Raw genomic sequence first — 14,419 nt, forward strand, 5'->3', positions numbered from 1 at the left:
CTCTCGCAACGGGATGCTACCGGGCCTCCCGCAGGGCAGCCCGCTCGAACCAGATGGTGATCAAGGGGGGCACCCAGCCCGCGTGCGTGAGCACTTGGAGGAACACCCGGTCCGTCCACGGCACGGTCACGATCAGCACGGCGCACACCGTGCACCACACCGCCTCGTAGAGCGAGACCTTCGCCCAGAACTCCCGCCGCACCAGCGACCAGACGCCCAGCCTGGCGCCCTGCGGCAGCTTGCGGTACGCGCGCCAGGCGCCCAGCGCCCAGACGACCGCCATCAGCGCGAGGGCGTAGAGCCTCGTACCGAGCGGCGCGGGCAGCGCGGTCGCGTCGTCCTCGGTGGGGAAGACCCTGGCCGTCAGCACGGCGATCAGCAGGCACAGCAGGGCCAGCCAGCGGGTGCCGCGCAACATCCTGAACAGGGTCCCCTCCAGCCCCTTGCGCAGCCCCGGGTCGCTCGGGGCGGCGGCCAGCGCCTGGGCGTAGCCCTGGGCGACCTCCGGGAGCTTGGCCTCCTTCGAGACCGCCTTGCCGGTGGCCCTCTCGTGCAGCGCCCAGGCGTTGGACGGGTCGATGCGCAGCACCTCGCGCACCGCCTGCTGGCACACGTCGTGCCGGCCGAGGGCCAGGGCGGCCTTCCACAGCGCGCGGTGGGTCGCGGTCTCCTCCGGGCCGAGCCGCACCGCGGTAACCGCCGCCTCGTACGCCTGGGGCCAGCGGTCGGGCGGGTAGATCAGCGCCTCGGAGAGCGCCGCGTACCCCGCCCAGTGGTCCGGCAGGACGCGGACGGCCTCGCGGGCGGCGGCGACCGACTCGTCCGAGCGGCCGAGGCGGCGCAGGGCGAACGAGCGGAACTGGTGCGCGTCGAAGTCCTCCGGGGAGCGGCGCAGCGCCTCCTCGGTCGCCTGCAGCGCCTCCTCGAAGTCCTTGGTGTTGGCGTGGCATATGGCCATCCGCACCCAGGCCCGGACGTCGTCCGGCTCCCCGGCCAGCCTGCGGGCCAGCTGCTCCTTCGCCTGGTCGAACCTTCCGAGTTCGATCAGCGCGGCCGCCTGGGCGGTCAGCGGGTGCTCGGTTCCGGCCCCGTTCGCGGCGCTCACAGCATCCGCTTCCGCTTGAGGTAGGCCAGCAGATCGTTGTACGTACCGCCCTCGTTGGCGAACTGGGCCACATTGCGGGCCGTGTCGAACCACGGGCGGGTGGAGGGCCGCACCTGCTCCAGCCCGGCCAGCAGATCGTCCTGGCCGATCATCCGGGGCTGTCCGGTCCGTACGGAGTCCATCAGCGCCCGCTCGGCCGCCGTCTCGCACAGATACCTGAGGTCCGCGCCGGAGAAACCGTCGGTCCGCTTGGCCAGTTTGCGCACGTCGACGCCCGCGATCGGGCGGTCCGCCAGGTGGTGGCGGAGGATCGCCTCACGCGCCGGCTGGTCGGGCGGCAGCACCAGCAGGGTGCGGTCGAGGCGGCCGGGGCGGCGCAGCGCGCCGTCCACGTCCCAGGGGTGGTTGGTCGCGGCGAGCACGAACAGCCCCTCGTTGGCGTCCGCGTCGACCCCGTCCAGCTCGGCCAGCAGCTGGGTGACGGTGGTGCGCAGCCCGCTGTGGCGGAGCTGGCTGCGCTTGGCCCCCAGGGCGTCCAGCTCGTCGAGGAAGAGCACACAGGGGGCGCTTTTGCGGGCCGTCTGGAACAGCTCGCGCACGTTCCGTTCGGAGTTCCCGATCCACATGTCGAGGACGTCGCTGATGCTGACCGACATGAAGTGGGCGCCCAGCTCCCCGGCCACGGCGCGCGCGATGAACGTCTTGCCGCAGCCGGGCGGCCCGTACATCAGCAGTCCGCCGCGCAGGCTCTTGCCGTAGAGCTTGCGCAGCTCGGGGTTGCGCATGGGGGCGAGGAAGGCGGCTTCGAGCCGCTGCTTGACCTCGTCCATGCCGCCGACATCGGCCAGGCGCACAGCGGTGCGCTCCACCTCCCACGCGGAGGTCTCACCGGGGTCGTCGGAGCCGTCGGCGGCCATCGGCTTGTGCGGCCCGGGGGCTTCGTCGCGGTTCTCGGGGTCCTCGTCGTCGGCGGCGTCGGTGTCGGTGTCGGTGTCGTCGGGAGATTCGACGAAGCGCGGCGGGACGACGTCCGCCAACTCGCCCTCGGCCCGCCGCCAGTCGTACGAATCGTCACCGGACGCGGGGCCGGAGGCGGCGGGCGGCGTCGCGGGCTGATCCGCCGGGGCGGGGGCCGGGGCCGGGGGCGCCACGGCGCGCGCCATCAGGGCCTGCGCTTCGGCGTTCCCGGGATCGCGCTGAAGAGCGGCGGCGACCTCGGCTATCGCGTCCTGCCCGTGCCCGCCCTCCAGCAACAGCCCGGCCAGGTGCAGCCGCAGGGGTACGTCGTCCGGGGCGGCGGCGACGGCCGCGCGCAGGCTCTTGATCAGCAGTGACTCGTCCGGCATGGTCCACAGCTTATGCGGACCCTATTTCCCGGCTTCGGTGGTCCTCCGGTCCCACGGATGAGAGGCGGTGGCCTCGTCCCAGGGGTGGGTGCGGTCCGCCGTGGGGCCCGCGGTGCCGTCCGCGGGGGGCGCGGTGCCGTCCGTACCGCTCCCGGTGTCGTCGCCGCCGTCGCACTCGCCGATCACCTTGGCCTCGAAGACCGTGGCTCCCGCGATCTTGCCGCTCAGGTCGCCGCGCACACAGTGGTTCTCGCGCACATAGGTGACCTTGCCGCCGACCCCGATCGCCTTGTCGTCCTCGGTCCTGCCGCGGCAGTCCACGGAGGCGTCCGTCGTGCCCGCGTCACCGGCCCCGGAGGCCGAGGCCCCGGCCGTGGGGCGGGCCTTCAGATCCGCGTTGCACGTCATCCAGCGCACCCCGACGCCGCCCCGCTCCAGCGCGGAGGTGGCGACCTTGTCCGTGGTGACCGAGACGGAGATCGCGGTGACCCCGCCGTCCCTCGGCTCGCACCCCGTCATCGCGACGGCCGCGGCCACCGCGGCCACGGCCGCCAGCAGCGGCCGTCCGTGCCGTACATGATGACTCAATACCCCCATAGGGGACAGGTTCCCATCACGCACCGCGAACCGGAAGACCATCGTCGGCCATGAGCGGGTTCCGTCAGCCCCAGCGGCCGGTGCGTCCCAACAGGAGCGCGGCGGCGGCCGTTCCGGCCGTGGAGGTGCGCAGAACGCTCGGGCCCAGCCGGTACGGGCGTGCGCCCGCGGCGGCGAAGGCCGCCAACTCCTCGGGCGAGACGCCCCCTTCGGGGCCCACGACCAGCACGATGTGGCCCTCCTGGGGCAGCTGAGCCGTCGCCAGGGGGTCGCTGCCCTCCTCGTGGAGCACGGCCGCGAGGTCGGCATCGGCCAGAAGTCGAGCAACCTCCTTGGTCGTCATCGCGTCCGCGACCTCGGGGAAGATCAGCCGACGGGACTGCTTGCCCGCCTCGCGCGCGGTCGACCGCCACTTGCCGAGCGCCTTCTGCCCGCGCTCGCCCTTCCATTGGGTGATGCAGCGGGCGGCCGTCCACGGGACGATCGCGTCGATGCCCGTCTCGGTCATGGTCTCCACGGCGATCTCGCCGCGGTCGCCCTTGGGCAGCGCCTGGACGACGGTGATCCGCGGGCTCGGCGCCGCCTCATGGCGTACGCCGTCGACGTCGACCAGCAGCCGGTCCTTCCCCTCGACGGCCGCCACGGTGCCCGATACGCCCGTACCGGCACCGTCCGTGAGGACCACGGCCTCACCGGCCCGCAGCCGCTTCACCGACACCGCGTGCCGCCCCTCGGGGCCGTCGAGCGCGATACGGGCCCCCGTGGCCGCGTCCCGGAGGGAGTCGGCCACGAACACGGGGGCGGTCACGACACCACGCCTCGCGGGTCCTGGAGCCCGTACGCGGACCCCGCCGCGCCCAGCTCCACCGCCAGGGTCTCCACCAGCCGCGCGGCGGGCAGGTCGCGCGCCAGCCGGTGCCCCTGCCCCGCCCACAGCGCCATGGCCTGCGGATCGCCCTCCTTGGCCGCCGCCTTGCGCAGCCCGGAGGTCAGGTGGTGCAGCTGGGGGTAGACGGCCGGGGCGTACGGGCCGTGGTCGCGGATGAACCGGTTGACCAGTCCGCGGGCCGGGCGGCCGGAGAACGCCCGGGTCAGCTCGGTCCGGCCGAACAGCGGATCGGTCATCGCCGCCTTGTGCAGGGCGTTCGCCCCCGACTCGGGGCAGACCAGGAACGCGGTGCCCAGCTGTCCCGCGGCCGCGCCCGCGGCCAGCACCGCGGCGATCTGCGAGCCGCGCATCAGCCCGCCCGCCGCGATGATCGGGATCTGCACGGTCTCGCGCACCAGCGCGACCAGCGACAGCAGCCCGAGCACGGCACCGGGCGCGTCGTCGGCCGGGTCGTTGCGGAAGCCGCCCTGGTGGCCACCGGCCTCCACGCCCTGGACGCAGACGGCGTCGGCGCCCGCCCACTGGGCGGTCTCCGCCTCCACCGGCGAGGTCACGGTGACGATGGTCCGGGTGCCCACCCGGGCGAACGCGTCCAGCACGGCGCGGGTAGGACAGCCGAAGGTGAACGAGACCACCGGGACCGGGTCGTTCAGCAGGATCGCCAGCTTGGCGTCGTACGCGTCGTCGGAGCCGGACTCGGGGTCCCCGAGCATCGTCTGATAGCGGGACGCCTCGCCCGCGAGGCGGTCGGCGTAGACCGCGACGGCGGCCGGGTCGCCGGGCGCCTGCGGCATGAACAGGTTGACACCGAAGGGGCGGCCGGTCAGCCCGCGCAGCTGGTTGATCTCCCCGTGCATCGCCTCCGGCGATTTGTAACCGGCGGCGAGGAAGCCGAGGCCCCCGGCCTCGCAGACGGCGGCGGCGAGCTGGGGGCAGGAGGCCCCGCCCGCCATCGGAGCCTGCACGATCGGGTACCGGGCGAGATCGGTCAGCGCGGAGGACATGGGCACATGGTGCCATGCCCTCCGCGGTGATCCATCACCGGATCAGCGGCCGTCGAAGACGCTCACCATCTGCGCCTACCGACCGTTGAACGCGTCCTTCAAGCGCGAGAACAGCCCCTGCTGCCCCGGCTTGGCCGCATCCCCCGGGGGCCAACCCCCGGACCCCCGGCCGGGCGCCTACCGACCGTTGAACGCGTCCTTCAAGCGCGAGAACAGCCCCTGCTGCCCCGGCTTGAACTCCCCTGTCGGCCGCTCCTCGCCACGCAGCTTGGACAGCCGCCGCAGCAGCTCCTCCTGCTCCGGGTCGAGCTTGGTCGGGGTCGTCACCTCGACGTGCACGATGAGGTCGCCACGGCCGCCGCCGCGCAGATGGGTGATGCCGCGCTGGTGCAGCGGGACCGACTGGCCGGACTGGGTGCCGGGCCGGATGTCGATCTCCTCCAGGCCGTCCAGCGTCTCCAGCGGCACCTTGGTGCCGAGGGACGCCGCGGTCATCGGGATCGTCACCGTGCAGTGCATATCGTCGCCGCGCCGCTGGAAGACCGGGTGCGGCACCTCGTGGATCTCCACGTACAGGTCGCCCGCCGGGCCGCCGCCCGGGCCGACCTCGCCCTCGCCCGCGAGCTGGATCCGGGTGCCGTTGTCCACACCGGCCGGGATCTTCACGGTCAGCGTGCGCCGCGAGCGGATCCGCCCGTCGCCCGCGCACTCCGGGCACGGGGTCGGCACCACGGTGCCGAAGCCCTGGCACTGCGGGCACGGCCGCGAGGTCATGACCTGGCCGAGGAAGGACCGCGTCACCTGCGAGACCTCACCGCGGCCGCGGCACATGTCGCACGTCTGCGCCGAGGTACCCGGCGCCGCGCCCTCACCGCTGCAGGTCGTGCACACCACGGCGGTGTCGACCTGGATGTCCTTGGTGGTGCCGAACGCGGCCTCGCTCAGCTCCACATCGAGGCGGATCATGGCGTCCTGGCCGCGCCGGGTCCGGGACCGCGGGCCGCGCTGCGAGGCGGTGCCGAAGAAGGCGTCCATGATGTCGGAGAAGTTGCCGAAGCCCGCGCCGAATCCACCGGCGCCGCCGCCCGCGGCGGAACCCGACGGGTCCCCGCCCAGGTCGTAGACCTGCTTCTTCTGCGGGTCCGACAGGACCTCGTAAGCGGCGTTGATCTCCTTGAACCGCTCCTGGGTCTTCGGATCCGGGTTCACATCCGGATGCAGCTCACGTGCGAGCCGGCGGAATGCCTTCTTGATCTCGTCCTGCGAGGCATCGCGCTGCACGCCCAGGACTGCGTAGTAGTCCGTCGCCACTTACGACTCCGCCAGGATCTGTCCGACGTAACGTGCCACTGCGCGTACCGCTCCCATCGTTCCGGGGTAGTCCATGCGGGTCGGTCCGACCACGCCGAGTTTGGCGACGGCTTCGTCGCCCGAACCGTAGCCGACCGCGACGACCGAGGTGGAATTCAACCCCTCGTGAGCATTCTCATGCCCAATGCGCACGGTCATACCCGAGTCTTGCTCGCCGAGCAGCTTGAGGAGGACGACCTGCTCCTCAAGTGCCTCCAGCACGGGCCGAATCGTCAGGGGAAAATCATGCACGAATCGCGTGAGGTTCGAGGTGCCGCCGATCATCAGCCGCTCTTCGGTCTCCTCGACAAGCGTTTCGAGCAATGTCGCCAGCACGGTCGAGACCGTCCCCCGGTCCTCCTGTTCGAAGGACTCCGGAAGATCCTGCACCAATTGCGGCACATCCGCGAACCGCCGCCCCACGACCCGGCTGTTGAGCCGGGCCCGCAGATCCGCCAGCGAGTCGTCGCTGATCGGAGCCGGGCAGTCCACCACGCGCTGCTCGACCCGCCCGGTGTCGGTGATCAGCACCAGCATCACCCGGGCCGTGGCCAGCGGCAGCAGCTCCACATGCCGCACCGTCGAACGGGTCAGCGACGGATACTGCACCACCGCGACCTGCCGGGTCAGCTGCGCCAGCAGCCGGACGGTGCGCCCCACCACGTCGTCGAGGTCGACGGCGCTGTCCAGGAAGTTCTGGATGGCGCGCCGCTCCGGGGCGGACAGCGGCTTCACTCCGGCCAGCCTGTCCACGAAGAGCCGGTAGCCCTTGTCCGTGGGGATGCGCCCGGCGCTGGTGTGCGGCTGGGCGATGAAGCCCTCGTCCTCCAGCGCGGCCATGTCGTTGCGCACCGTGGCCGGGGAGACCCCCAGCCGGTGCCGCTCGGTGAGCGCCTTGGAGCCGACCGGCTCCTCGGTGCCCACATAGTCCTGGACAATGGCACGCAGCACTTCGAGTCTGCGTTCGCTGAGCACCCCGCGCACCTCCAGTCCAGCCGTGTCATCAGGTCGTCCGTCTGGCACTCAATGGTCACGAGTGCCAGAACCCCTCAGCCAGTGTACGGCGGGGTGCGGTGGCCACGGCAAGAGCCGCCCCCCGCCGGTGCCCCGGCCACACCTCACGCTATCGCTGTTGGAGCTAGCGTCTCGGTATGAAGACGTGTTGGGAAGAGGCCGGGTGGGAAGAGCTCGCGCCCGATGTCGCCCGCCGCAGGCTGCCGGACTGGGACTGCACGGTCGGCGTGATCGTCGGCCGTACGGACGTCCTCGTGGTGGACACCGGCTCGACGCTGCGCGAGGGCGCGGCGCTGCGGGCCGAGATCACCCGGCTGACCGGCCGACGGCCGACCCGGATCGCGCTCACCCACCCGCACTTCGACCATGTCCTGGGCACGGCCGCCTTCGCGGGCTGCGAGGTGTACGGGGCCACCGGTCTCGACGGTCTGCTGCGCCGCGAACGGGACGCGCTGCGCGAGGACGCGGTACGGCACGGGGTGGCCCCCGGTGCCGCCGCCGAGGCCGTCGACCACCTCGTACCGCCCCATCACGCGGTATCCGGGGAGATCAGCCTCGACCTGGGCGGGCGGTCGGTGCTGCTGGCGAACGTGGGCCCCGGGCACACCGCCCATGACCTGGCCGTTCTGGTGCCGGGCCGGACGGAGGTGGTGTTCTGCGGCGATCTCGTCGAGGAGTCGGGCCCGCCCCAGGCCGGATCCGACGCGATCCCCGCCCACTGGCCCGCCGCCCTCGACCGGCTGATCGCCCTCGGCGGCGAGGACGCGCGGTACGTCCCCGGCCATGGGTCGGTCGTGGACGCGGCCTTCGTACGTGACCAACGCGACGAACTGGCCGCGCGCTTCGGCGTGTCACGGTAACGACCCGTTCCCGTCGGCCGGCCGCGCTATCGTCATCCGGATGCGCAGCCGACAGTACGAATCGGATCTGACACCGCCCTGGAAGCGGCAACAGCCCGCCCCCGAGGTCCCCGCGGACCCGGACCTCGTGGTCGAGGAGGTCACCACGGGGTTCTGCGGTGCGGTGATCCGCTGCGAGAAGACCGCGCAGGGGCCGACGGTCACTCTGGAGGACCGCTTCGGCAAGCATCGCGTCTTCCCCATGGAGCCGCGCGGCTTCCTCCTGGAGGGCCGCGTCGTCACCCTCGTACGCCCGCGCGCGGCGGCCCCCGGCACGCCGCAGCGCACGGCCTCCGGTTCGGTCGCCGTCCCCGGCGCCCGCGCACGGGTCGCCCGCGCCGGGCGCATCTATGTGGAGGGCCGCCACGACGCGGAGCTGGTGGAGCGGGTCTGGGGCGACGATCTGCGTATCGAGGGCGTCGTCGTGGAGTATCTGGCGGGCGTCGACGACCTGCCCGCCATCGTCCGCGACTTCTCCCCCGGCCCGGACGCCCGGCTCGGCGTCCTGGTGGACCATCTGGTGGCCGGGTCCAAGGAGTCCCGTATCGCCGAGCAGATCACCGACGAGAACGTCCTGGTCGTCGGGCACCCCTTCATCGACGTGTGGGAGGCCGTGAAGCCGTCCTCGCTGGGCATTCCCGCCTGGCCGACGGTGCCGCGCGGCCAGGACTGGAAGACGGGCGTGTGCCGCGCCCTGGGCTGGCCGGAGAACACGGGCGCGGCCTGGCAGCGGATCCTGTCCGGCGTCCACTCCTACAAGGATCTGCGGCCGGAGCTGCTGGGGCGGGTGGAGGAGTTGATCGACTTCGTCACGGCGCCCGAGGCCGACTAGTCCACCACGTCCCGCACCACCGCGTCGGCCAGCAGGCGGCCCCTGAGGGTGAGCACGGCCCGGCCCTGCCCGTAGGGCTCCGGCTCCAGCAGGCCGTCCTCCAGCGCCCGCGCCGCGGCCGCCGCACCGGCCGGGCGCAGCAGCTCCAGCGGGCACCCCTCGGCCAGCCGCAGTTCCAGCAGGATCCGCTCCACCCGGCGCTCCTCGTCGGACAGCAGCTCGCGCCCGGCGCCCGGTGAGCGGCCCTCGCTGAGCGCCTGCGCGTACGCCCCGGGGTGCTTGACGTTCCACCAGCGCACCCCGCCGACGTGGCTGTGCGCGCCGGGTCCGGCGCCCCACCAGTCGGCGCCGCGCCAGTACAGCTCGTTGTGGCGGCACCGGCCCTCGGGCGAGGTCGCCCAGTTGGAGACCTCGTACCAGGCGAAGCCCGCCGCCGACAGCGTCTCCTCGGCGATCAGATACCGGTCCGCGTGCGCGTCGTCGTCGGTCATGGGCACCTCGCCGCGCCGGATCCGGCGCGCCAGCTGGGTGCCCTCCTCGACGATCAGCGCGTACGCCGACACATGGTCCGGGCCCGCGCCGAGCGCCGCGTCCAGCGAGGCCCGCCAGTCGTCGTCGCTCTCGCCGGGGGTTCCGTAGATCAGGTCCAGATTCACATGATCGAACCCGGCGGCCCGCGCCTCCGCGACGCACCGCTCGGGGCGCCCGGGGGTGTGGGTGCGGTCCAGCACCTTCAGGACGTGCTGCCGGGCGCTCTGCATCCCGAACGACACCCGATTGAACCCGGCCTCCCGCAGCGCCTCCAGATACCGCGGATCGACCGATTCCGGATTGGCCTCGGTGGTGATCTCGGCCCCGTCCGCCAGCCCGAACTCGTCCCGGATGGCCCCGAGCATCCGCCCGAGGTCCCCGGCCTCCAGCAGGGTCGGTGTCCCGCCGCCGACGAACACGGTCTCGACCGGCCGCGGGTCGTCCCCCAGCACCTTCCGCGCGAGCCGCACCTCCTCCGCGACCTGGTCGGCGTAGTTGTCCCGGGAGGCGAGCACCCCGCCGGAGCCGCGCAGCTCGGCGGCGGTGTACGTGTTGAAGTCGCAGTACCCGCAGCGGGTCGCGCAGTAGGGCACGTGCAGATAGAACCCGAGCGGCCGCCCCGCCGCTCCGGCCAGCGCGCCGGGGGGCAGCGCGCCGTCCTGGGGCATGGGGACGCCGTCGGGCAGTACGGAAGGCATACGCCCCATTGTCCGCCATGCCGAGGCGCGCCCCGCACCTCCGGCGGGCGCCCGCCTCCTACAGCGCTCTGAGCACCAGCATCGCCAGGTCGTCGTCCGGCGGCTCCACCGCGAACTCGTCCACCGCCCGCCGCACCCGCTCCGCGACCTCCCGGGCGCTCAGCCCCGCGCAGCCCGCGAGCACCGCCGCCAGGCCGTCCTCGTCGTCGAACTGGCGGCTGCCGGAGCGGTGCTCCGTCACCCCGTCCGTCACGCACAGCAGCGTCTCGCCGGGCGCCAGATCGAACGTTTCACTCTCGTACGCGGCGTCCTCCACCACGCCGAGGAGTATCTGCGGCACGGCGACCGTTCGTACCGTTCCATCGGGCTGGAGGAGCAGCGGCAGCGGATGGCCCGCGCTCGCCAGCGTGCACCGCACTCCGCCCTCGCTGCCCTGCCCCAGCGGCACCAGCTCCCCGTACAGGAGCGAGAGGAACCGCGCCGGGCCGCCGCCCGGCGGCAGGCCGGCGCCGCCCGGGTCGGCGCCGCCCGCCGCCTCGACCGCCTCGCCGACGGCCTCCTCGCCCAGCAGCTGGTTGAGGCGGTCGAGGACCTCCCCCACGGTGTAGCCCTCGCGGGCCAGCAGCCGCAGCCAGGGCCGCACCAGGCCGGTCACCACGGCCGCTTCCGGACCGTTTCCGCAGACGTCGCCGAGCACGAAGCACCAGCGCCCGTCGGCGGCCGGGAAGACGTCGTAGAAGTCGCCTCCGGCCGAGATGTCGCCGGTCGGCTCGTACACGACGGCCGACTCGACGCCGGGGATCCGGGCGATCCCGGACGGCAGCAGCCCGCGCTGGAGCACCCGGCTGATGGTGGCCTGGCGCGTGTAGCGCCGGGCGGAGGCGAGGGCGAGCGCGACGCGGCGCGTGAAGTCCTCGATCAGGCCGACCACTTCGTCCGGCATGCGGACGAGCCCGGCCCGCCCCAGCAGCAGCGTGCCCAGCGCGCGGCCGCCCGCGATCAACCGGCAGGCGAGCGCCGCGCCGCCGGGCCCGTACGCCGCGGGGTCGGCCGGCCACGGCCAGTCCACGGCGCCGCCGCGCGCGGTCGCGGGCAGTTGCGGCGGCTCCTTCTCCAGCACCTGCCGCAGCCCCTCCATGCGGCTCTCGCTGGCGTGCCAGACCCGGGCCAGCCGCGGCGGCCCGCTGCCGGTGTCGAGCCAGACCGCGCACCAGTCGGCGAGCCGCGGCACCAGCAGCTGTCCGGCGAGCGAGGTGACCATCTCCTCGTCGAACTGCCCGGCGAGCAGGTCGGACGCCTCGGCGAGGAAGGACAGCGCGCCGTGCCGGGTCCATTCCGGATCGGCGCGGCGGGCGGGCACCCGGCGCGGCGCGGGGGCGACGATCTCGGTACGGCGCGTGGCCCACGGGGGCGCCAGGCCCCCGGCTCCGGGCTCCTCGGGCACCGGCTGTTCGGCGGCGGCCGAGACCGACACCTGGAACCACACCGTCTTGCTGGCCCGCCGGTACGTCGTCCCCCACGCTTCGGCGATCTCGGCGACGAGCCGCAGCCCATGGCCGCCCGCGCACTCCGCGCCGTCCGCGTCGGGCGGCGGATCGCCGCGCAGCACCCGGGTGGGGTGGTGGTCGGTCACCTCCACGACGAGGGAGGGCGGTTCGCCCTCGTGGCTGGACACATCGAGCGCGCAGCACACCTCGACCGCGGTGCCCGCGTGCACCACGGCGTTGGTGACCAGCTCGCTCACCAGCAGCACGGCCTCGTCCGCGACCCGGTCGGTGATCCGGTCGGCGGCCGGTACGTCGAGTGCGGCCCATTCGGCGAGCGCGGCACGCACGAACCGGCGTGCCGCGGAGGCCGCGAGCGGGCTGCCGGGCAGGCTCGCTCGGGCCGAGGCGCTGGTACGGACGGGCCCGAATCCCCCGACCGGCAGAGCCACCCCGCCTGCGGATGCAGACGGGGTGGAAGATGACGTCCCCACTGTGCGGCTCCTGAGAAGCTCCGTCATATGCGCCGTAACCCGGCACGGACAGAGTGACAGACGGACCGCAGTTATATGCACCGAGTCACGCAAGTTAACTGTGTTGAGGGGAAAAATCGTGCGTACGCCGGGCCTGTTCCGGTAAGGGACTTCCGGGCCGGACTCGGAGGGGGACGCCCGTCAGCGGCGGCGCTCAGGAGCGTGCGTCAGGCCTCCCGCGTACCGGCGTACATGTCCTCGATCAGGGCCTTGTACTCGCGTTCCACCACCGGACGCTTCATCTTCAGACTCGGCGTCAGCTCGCCGTGTTCCACATCCAGATCACGCGGCAGCAGGCGGAACTTCTTGATCGTCTGCCACCGTTGCAGCCCCTCGTTGAGCCGCCGCACATAGCCGTCGATCAACTCCCGCACCGCCTCGGTGTCCACGACTTCGGCGTAGGACTTCCCCGCCAGGCCGTGCTCTTGCGCCCAGCCCATGAGGGTCGGTTCGTCGAGGGCGATCAGCGCGGTGCAGTAGTTGCGGTCGGAGCCGTGCACCAGGATGTTGGAGACGAACGGGCACACCGCCTTGAACTGGCCCTCGACCTCCGCCGGGGCGACGTACTTTCCGCCCGAGGTCTTGATCAGGTCCTTCTTGCGGTCGGTGATCCGCAGATAGCCGTCGGGGGACAACTCCCCGATGTCGCCGGTGTGGAACCAGCCGTCGGACTCCAGCACCTTCTCGGTCAGCTCGGGCAGCCCGTGGTAGCCCTGCATGATGCCGGGGCCGCGCAGCAGCACCTCGCCGTCGTCGGCGAACCGCACCTCCGTGCCGGGGAACGCCTTGCCGACCGTACCGGTGCGGTAGTCCGGCGGGTTGAGGAAGCTGGCGGCGCTGGACTCGGTGAGCCCGTACCCCTCCAGGATGTTGATACCGGCGCCCGCGAAGAAGTAGCCGATCTCGGGGGCCAGCGCGGCCGAACCGGACACGGCGGCGCGCAGCCGCCCGCCGAACGCCTCGCGCAGCTTGGTGTAGACGAGCTTGTCGGCGGCGGCGTGCTGGGCCCTGAGGCCGAACGGCACGGACGGGGTGCCGGTGCGGCGGAAGTTGTCCTGGGAGACCTTGGCGTAGTCGCGGGCGATCCCGGCCGCCCACTGGAAGATCTTGTACTTGGCGGCGCCGCCCTCGCGGGCCTTCTGCGCCACCCCGTTGTAGACCTTCTCGAAGATCCGCGGCACACCGCACATATAGGTGGGCCGGACCACCGGCAGATTCTCGATGATCTTGTCGACCCGGCCGTCCACCGCGGTGGTGTGTCCGACGTAGATCTGCCCCGCCGTCAGCACCTTGCCGAAGACATGCGCGAGGGGCAGCCACAGGTACTGCATGTCGTCCGGGTAGAGCAGCCCCTCCTGGGTACCGATGGCGATGGCCATGTACGACCAGGAGTCGTGCGCCAGCCGTACGCCCTTGGGGCGGCCGGTGGTACCGGAGGTGTAGATGAGCGTGGCCAGCTGATCGGCGCGCAGCGCGTCCGTACGCTCCCGTACGGCGTCGGGGTGCTCGTCCAGATGCGCCGCACCGCGCTTCTCCAGCTCGGCGAGGGAGAGCACCCAGCCCTCCGGGTCGTCCTCCGAGGGCGCCGCGCCCTCGGCCTCGATCACCACCACGTGGGCGAGGTCGGGCAGCTCGTCGCGCTTCTCGCGGACCTTGGCCAGCTGGGCGGCGTCCTCGGCGATCAGGACCCGGCTACCGGAGTCGGCGAGGATGAAGGCGGTCTCCTCGGCGTTGGTGCTCGGGTAGACCGTGGTGGTCGCCGCGCCCGCGCACAGCACTCCGAGATCGCCGAGGATCCATTCGACGCGGGTCGAGGAGGCGAGCGCCACCCGTTCCTCGGGGCGGACGCCGAGGGCGATCAGCCCGGCGGCGATGGCGAAGACGCGATCCGCGCTTTCGCGCCAGGTCAGCGGCCGCCACTCGTCGGGACCCCGGCCGGAGGCGGGCGGCACGGGATAGCGGTACGCCTCCTTGTCCGGCGTCGCCTCGACCCGCTGGAGGAAGTGCGTCGCCAGGGACGGCGGCCGGTTCTCGAGCAGATTCTGGGTGTCGGTCACGGCATCCTCCGGGGCCCGCCTCAGTGCTTGGTGACTCGCGAGTAACCTTCGCGTGGCGATCAGCGTAAGGGCCGAAACCG

The 14,419-nt window shown here is 72.8% G+C and carries 12 protein-coding genes; 2 read left to right on the forward strand and 10 right to left on the reverse strand.

Annotated elements, in window-relative coordinates; translation table 11 throughout:
• Positions 1 to 16: 16 nt before the first annotated feature.
• The 7 genes from ACZ59A_RS04735 to hrcA form a co-directional block, all read right to left on the reverse strand.
• A complete protein-coding gene (locus tag ACZ59A_RS04735; protein WP_470953491.1) occupies positions 17 to 1,105 on the reverse strand; it encodes a tetratricopeptide repeat protein in 1,089 nt (362 codons plus the stop codon).
• The gene (locus ACZ59A_RS04740) at positions 1,102 to 2,451 is read right to left on the reverse strand and encodes an ATP-binding protein (protein WP_470953493.1); all 1,350 of its coding nucleotides are present in this window, start codon (positions 2,449 to 2,451) and stop codon (positions 1,102 to 1,104) included. Before ACZ59A_RS04740 ends, ACZ59A_RS04735 begins: the two co-directional genes overlap by 4 nt.
• Positions 2,452 to 2,472: 21 nt before the next feature.
• Complete coding sequence (locus ACZ59A_RS04745; RefSeq protein ID WP_470953496.1) at positions 2,473 to 3,048, reverse strand: hypothetical protein; 576 nt, start codon at positions 3,046 to 3,048, stop codon at positions 2,473 to 2,475.
• A gap of 64 nt (positions 3,049 to 3,112) precedes the next feature.
• Entirely contained in the window at positions 3,113 to 3,856 is a 744-nt protein-coding gene (locus ACZ59A_RS04750; RefSeq protein WP_470953499.1) for a 16S rRNA (uracil(1498)-N(3))-methyltransferase, read from the reverse strand.
• Entirely contained in the window at positions 3,853 to 4,941 is a 1,089-nt protein-coding gene (locus ACZ59A_RS04755) for a nitronate monooxygenase (RefSeq protein ID WP_470953502.1), read from the reverse strand. The genes ACZ59A_RS04750 and ACZ59A_RS04755 overlap by 4 nt, the downstream gene beginning before the upstream one ends.
• Positions 4,942 to 5,118: 177 nt before the next feature.
• Complete coding sequence (dnaJ, locus tag ACZ59A_RS04760; protein ID WP_468050149.1) at positions 5,119 to 6,252, reverse strand: molecular chaperone DnaJ; 1,134 nt, start codon at positions 6,250 to 6,252, stop codon at positions 5,119 to 5,121.
• Positions 6,253 to 7,266: a heat-inducible transcriptional repressor HrcA gene (hrcA, locus tag ACZ59A_RS04765; protein WP_470953505.1), complete on the reverse strand. Its 1,014-nt coding sequence runs from the start codon at positions 7,264 to 7,266 to the stop codon at positions 6,253 to 6,255.
• 176 nt (positions 7,267 to 7,442) lie between these two features.
• On the opposite strand from hrcA, the gene ACZ59A_RS04770 reads away from it, so the two are divergent.
• Together ACZ59A_RS04770 and ACZ59A_RS04775 are read left to right on the forward strand one after the other, a co-directional pair.
• The gene (locus tag ACZ59A_RS04770) at positions 7,443 to 8,165 is read left to right on the forward strand and encodes an MBL fold metallo-hydrolase (RefSeq protein ID WP_470953508.1); all 723 of its coding nucleotides are present in this window, start codon (positions 7,443 to 7,445) and stop codon (positions 8,163 to 8,165) included.
• Between the two features lie 40 nt (positions 8,166 to 8,205).
• Positions 8,206 to 9,036 (forward strand): DUF3097 domain-containing protein, encoded by an 831-nt coding sequence (locus ACZ59A_RS04775; RefSeq protein WP_470953511.1) that lies wholly within the window; start codon positions 8,206 to 8,208, stop codon positions 9,034 to 9,036.
• On the opposite strand, the gene hemW is transcribed toward ACZ59A_RS04775, so the two are convergent.
• From hemW to ACZ59A_RS04790, 3 genes are all read right to left on the reverse strand, one after another.
• The gene (gene hemW, locus ACZ59A_RS04780) at positions 9,033 to 10,265 is read right to left on the reverse strand and encodes a radical SAM family heme chaperone HemW (RefSeq protein WP_468050145.1); all 1,233 of its coding nucleotides are present in this window, start codon (positions 10,263 to 10,265) and stop codon (positions 9,033 to 9,035) included. The genes ACZ59A_RS04775 and hemW overlap by 4 nt on opposite strands.
• A 58-nt stretch (positions 10,266 to 10,323) precedes the next feature.
• Complete coding sequence (locus ACZ59A_RS04785; protein ID WP_470953514.1) at positions 10,324 to 12,270, reverse strand: SpoIIE family protein phosphatase; 1,947 nt, start codon at positions 12,268 to 12,270, stop codon at positions 10,324 to 10,326.
• A 179-nt stretch (positions 12,271 to 12,449) separates the two neighbouring features.
• Positions 12,450 to 14,339, reverse strand: coding sequence for an AMP-dependent synthetase/ligase (locus ACZ59A_RS04790; protein WP_470953517.1), 1,890 nt, complete (start codon positions 14,337 to 14,339; stop codon positions 12,450 to 12,452).
• Positions 14,340 to 14,419: the final 80 nt, after the last annotated feature.

It is taken from the genome of Streptomyces sp. NPDC040405 (genome assembly GCF_055595765.1).